This window comes from Micromonospora sp. NPDC048843, assembly GCF_040649965.1.
GTDB classification, from domain to species: domain Bacteria; phylum Actinomycetota; class Actinomycetes; order Mycobacteriales; family Micromonosporaceae; genus Micromonospora; species Micromonospora hortensis.
Window position 1 is genome coordinate 1 of sequence record NZ_JBEZGJ010000315.1, and the last position, 4,230, is coordinate 4,230.

The window sequence follows — 4,230 nt, forward strand, 5'->3', positions numbered from 1 at the left end:
CGTCAGATCTGTCCATCCTGCCGTCGCACGTCCCTGACGCTGAACAGGAACGGCAGATTCCCGAAGCACCTCTCCCCCGACGGCACCAACTGTTCCATGTCCGAGGCGAACAACCGCAGATAGGATTCTGAGCAAGCGCCCCGCTTTACGGTCACGTTTCACGCGCTTTCGGCGGTCGCGGCGAGAGCGAATAGCGGTTCTTGCAGGTAAATCTCCCCGCTTTCGTCAGGCGGTTGCATTAGCCCAGGCGCGTCGGACAGCTCCGGATCCCATGTAAGGTCAGCATCTATTGAATGACCGGCGGAGATTCCAAGGCCGATGATCGACTCCTCGCTTTCGATTCCCGGTTCATCGCTTCCGGTGTCAGCGCCCCCAGCCCCGGCTTCCCCGATGGTCGGCAGGACGTAGTGCTGAGCCAGCATGGCAAGGTGCATGGGAAGCGGCGTTGACAGGGCATCGAGATAGTCGGGAGCCTGGCGTAGCTGGTGGGAAGCCAATGCAAGCGCCTCCGGCGAATCATCGGCCTGGCATCCCATGACCACGATTTCGACCAGGGCCGGATTCCATGCGGGGATGGCTGCGTCGATGGTCGGTTCCCCGCGGTTGACGCCTTGACGGATGGGGCGCGGCGCGATGCGGTTCGCCTCCACCGCCGAATCGCGGAATGTGCTGGCTTTTGAGGTCGTGCTGTAGAAGGTTCTTTCCTGGGTTGCGGTGTCCTGGCCGTCGGCCCAGAGACCGGGTGGCAGGCCGTTGATCCCTCCTGGCGCGGCGTTGCCCCACCACTGAGGCGTCTCTCGGCCGTCGGCGTCTCGTATGCGGACGAGTCTCAAGTCCGGGTCCAGTCCTGCGGCCGGAGCGTGCCCCGTCTTGATTGAGTCAGGTTCGGCCTGGCCGTCCTGGAGCCAGGGCCAGTGCATTCTGCTGTTCTGTGCGTGTGCGAACAGGAGCGTGGGGTGGCCTCGCAGGGATCGGATCATCTTCTGCAGGTAGCGGGCCGTGTCTTGGCGCTGTTCGTCCATGGTCTGCTTCCAGACGCGGTAGGTGACACGTTTGCGTCCGCTCGCCGCAGGTGCGGAGCTACGCTGTTCTGGCATTGATGGTTGTGTGGTCGGCTGCTCCTGGTCGTCGGAGTCGATCTCAGGGATCTCGGCTTGCTTGACCTGCAGGAGTAGGAACTTGGGGTAGGGAACCCAGGCGCCCTCCTTCTCATCCCAGCCGGTGACGAGGGCGAGTCCTGTGCCCTCCTGGACAGGACTTACCATCACCGCGACAGGTCGGTGCCGTGGGAGTTTGGTAGGGCCGTCGTTGCGGCGCTTGACCATCCACAGGGATGCGTACCGTAGTCCGGCGGGAAGTTTGCCGCCCAGTGTGTGTTCGGGTAGTACCCGCACGCCGAGTTGACGGAGCCCGTCCTGCCAGCCCGATCGCAGGCGGTGGTCCATGTTCTTCTCTGAGTTGTAACCCTTGACCTTCTTGGGCACCATCACGAACTGGGTGAGTATTCCGGCGTCTGCGGCACCGAGGCGCAGAGCGTACTTCGGGTCGTCCCACTCGTGCGCGTAGTCCCTGCGACGGTCGATCTCGATGAGCGCAAGTTCTGGTTTCTGCGGGTCTGCGAAGTCTGATGTAAGGAATGCGGCGGTGACTGACCGTCGAGCCGCGATGGCGTCCGTAAGGGCTTTCGTCTTCGGCCGCGTCGCCGGGTTCATGCCAAGGGTGTCGGCCAGTCCGCCGGTCAACCGTAGGCATCGCAGCCGGACTGTCAGCTCTGGCGTGTGCCACGTGTGGATCACCGGGCTGCCAGGGGTGGAGTTGTAGTAGGCGTCATCGGTACGATCCTCGGCCCGGCAGCCGTCGCCTTGAAGTCCCAATGTTTCAGCTAGAGTCCGAATCGCCGCGTCACGCAGTGACGGTGTCTGCCACAGCAGCCGTGCCTCGAGGAGTGGGGCGGCCTGGACGTCGTCTTCTGGGCCCTGCGCCGGCTCGACGGCTTGGTTGATTCGTACAGCGAGAGCAAGCGCCGCACGGCGGGCGTCGGCCGCCCGCTGCTGCTCTGCTTCCTTGGCCGCTACTCCGGTGGGCGCGGGCCGGACATTGCGAGGTGTGTTGACTCCTGCGGTGGAGCGGCGCAGGCTACGGACTCGGCTTAGCCCTTCAGGCATGGCTTGCTCGGCCCATTCGATAAGCTGCGACCGCTGATGCGACATCAAGCCTGCGCCGATGCCATGGGAGCCCATCCGGGTGCTGTGGACGATGGCCGCGCGGACACCCGGCCCTGGATGGTCCTCGATCCATCGAAGCGGCCGTGTCAGCAGATCCTGCGGGTCAGGGAACGGACGGCTGAGTTCGAGGCGGCCGAGCATGCGGGCCGGTCCGTTCTTTCCCCAGGCGAACTGGCCACTGGCCCGGTCACGTGCCAGCATCGCCACCGCGTACCGGTCTGTAGCCGGCGCGCCGGGAAGCCACGGGATGCTCGGGGCGAGGTAGACAGACGTAGCGGTTCGGTACGGCAGCCGGACTGCTCCCGTGGACTTGTCGACGTGGGTTATCCAGCGTCGCACGCTGACGTGAAGATGGATACGCGGCCTCGGTTCGAACGGCACCGTGTGCAGCGTGACCGCGATGACGATCGAGAACCACCAGGTGCGCCCTTTGACTTCGTGGTGCAGCGGCTGGGACATGAGCTCAGCACCTTGCTGGCGCGGTCCTCTGGGAACGGCACGAAACTTCAGCTGACCGCCGTCGAACTCGTAGGGCAGGAGCCGGGTGATGCGCCGGGCGACGGCATCGGTGGCCAACTGGTACTGGCGCGCTGCAGGCGAGGCCGTGCCGCCCGTCGTAGTGGCGCAGCCAAGCAGGTCCACGGGAGTTTCGTGCCACGTCGGTGGAGTTGCCCGGAGTTCGCGCAGGCACTCCAGCACAGTGGAGTAGTGCTCGGGCTCGGGTCGCAGGTCGCGCAGCCAGGCCCCGGAGAGCCGGTCGAAGGTGTCGCCGGGCAGGGGGCTTGGCGCGTCGGACGGGACATACAGCCAGTAGTCCTCCACCGGCACCCGTAGCCGGTCACGAACCCGGCCGCGCACAACGAGATCTGGTGCGAGTGCCTGAAGGACGCCGTCGAAACGGGCGGTCGGCGCGGTGCGGAAGGGTTCATCCTCAGGGTCCCGGCCCAAGTTGCACAGCTTGAGGACGCTGCTGTGCCAGCTTTCCGGGAAGTCGAGCGCGCGGTACTGCCCGACCCAGGGGGCGGCGTCCTCGTCGAAGACGTAGGCGGCTCGGCTGATGTTGTCATACCTCGGTGCCATGCAGACCTCCGCAATCCTGAGCGTTCGGCTTTTCGGTCAATGCCTTGTCCTCTGCTGCCCGCAACCGGCTCAGTGCGTCGTACAGGGGTTCGTAGAGATTGCGCACCAGGGCGGGGTCGGCCGGGTTGTGGAAGCTTTCGGGCTCCCTGCTGTCGTCGAAAAACGGAGCGAGTACTTCTTGAAGCTTGATCAGCAGTCCGGGGTCGGTCCGTTGTCGGCGCCGGGCGGAAGGCCGTTGTGGTTCGGTTTCGGCCGTCACGCTGCGTACGCCTGCGTCGGCAAGCGCGGGGGCAAACGCCGCGTCGACGAACACGACTCTTGCTGGGACGCCGCCGCGTACCAGGCGGCCGATGACCTGCCAGATGGCGACCAGCTGGTCCCAGGCGAACGACTCACGTTCGCTGGGGCTTAGACGCGAGTAGGCGTAGCGGCGTCTCAGTAGTCGGCGCCATTCCCTGCGGGCCAGGTGGCGGAAGGCCAATCCGGCTGCGTCGAGGCGGCCGGCGTCGGTGACGAGTTTGCTGAAGGTGCCGGTCTCGTGTCCGGGTTCATCGCGGACGAAGCGTGCGACCCAGTCATTGATGGCAAAGATCGCCAGTGTCAGATCGTCTGGACGTGGATGGGGCCGGGCAAGGAAGAACACTGTGCCGAAGGCGGCCTGGTGCCCGCTGTTGAGGATGTTGTGGCCCCGCTCGACGGCCAGTAGCGGAGCAACGAGCAGCTCAGCTTCATGGTCATCGGCGAAGCTCGCGAGGTCTCCGCGGCGCAGCACCGTGGCGCGGGCGGCACCGACGCCGGTGCCTGCGTCGGCTGTGCCCGAGTCTTCTAGTTCCAACGCCGTTCAGTTAAGCGGTTGGGCGGATCGTCAAGGCGTGTCTGAGGCGTAAAGCAGCGGAGCTCCGGTATAGAGGGTGGTCACTCTAAG

Annotated in this window: 2 protein-coding genes; both read right to left on the reverse strand. The window is 65.3% G+C overall.

The features are described from left to right. Positions 1-158: 158 nt before the first annotated feature. Positions 159-3,305, reverse strand: a complete 3,147-nt coding sequence (locus tag AB0C20_RS35365) for a DUF3962 domain-containing protein (RefSeq protein ID WP_357569643.1) — start codon at positions 3,303-3,305, stop codon at positions 159-161. Further along, positions 3,289-4,140 carry a hypothetical protein gene (locus AB0C20_RS35370; protein WP_357569644.1) on the reverse strand — a complete coding sequence of 284 codons (852 nt, stop codon included), beginning with the start codon at positions 4,138-4,140 and terminating at the stop codon, positions 3,289-3,291. Before AB0C20_RS35370 ends, AB0C20_RS35365 begins: the two co-directional genes overlap by 17 nt. Between the last annotated feature and the right edge of the window lie 90 nt (positions 4,141-4,230).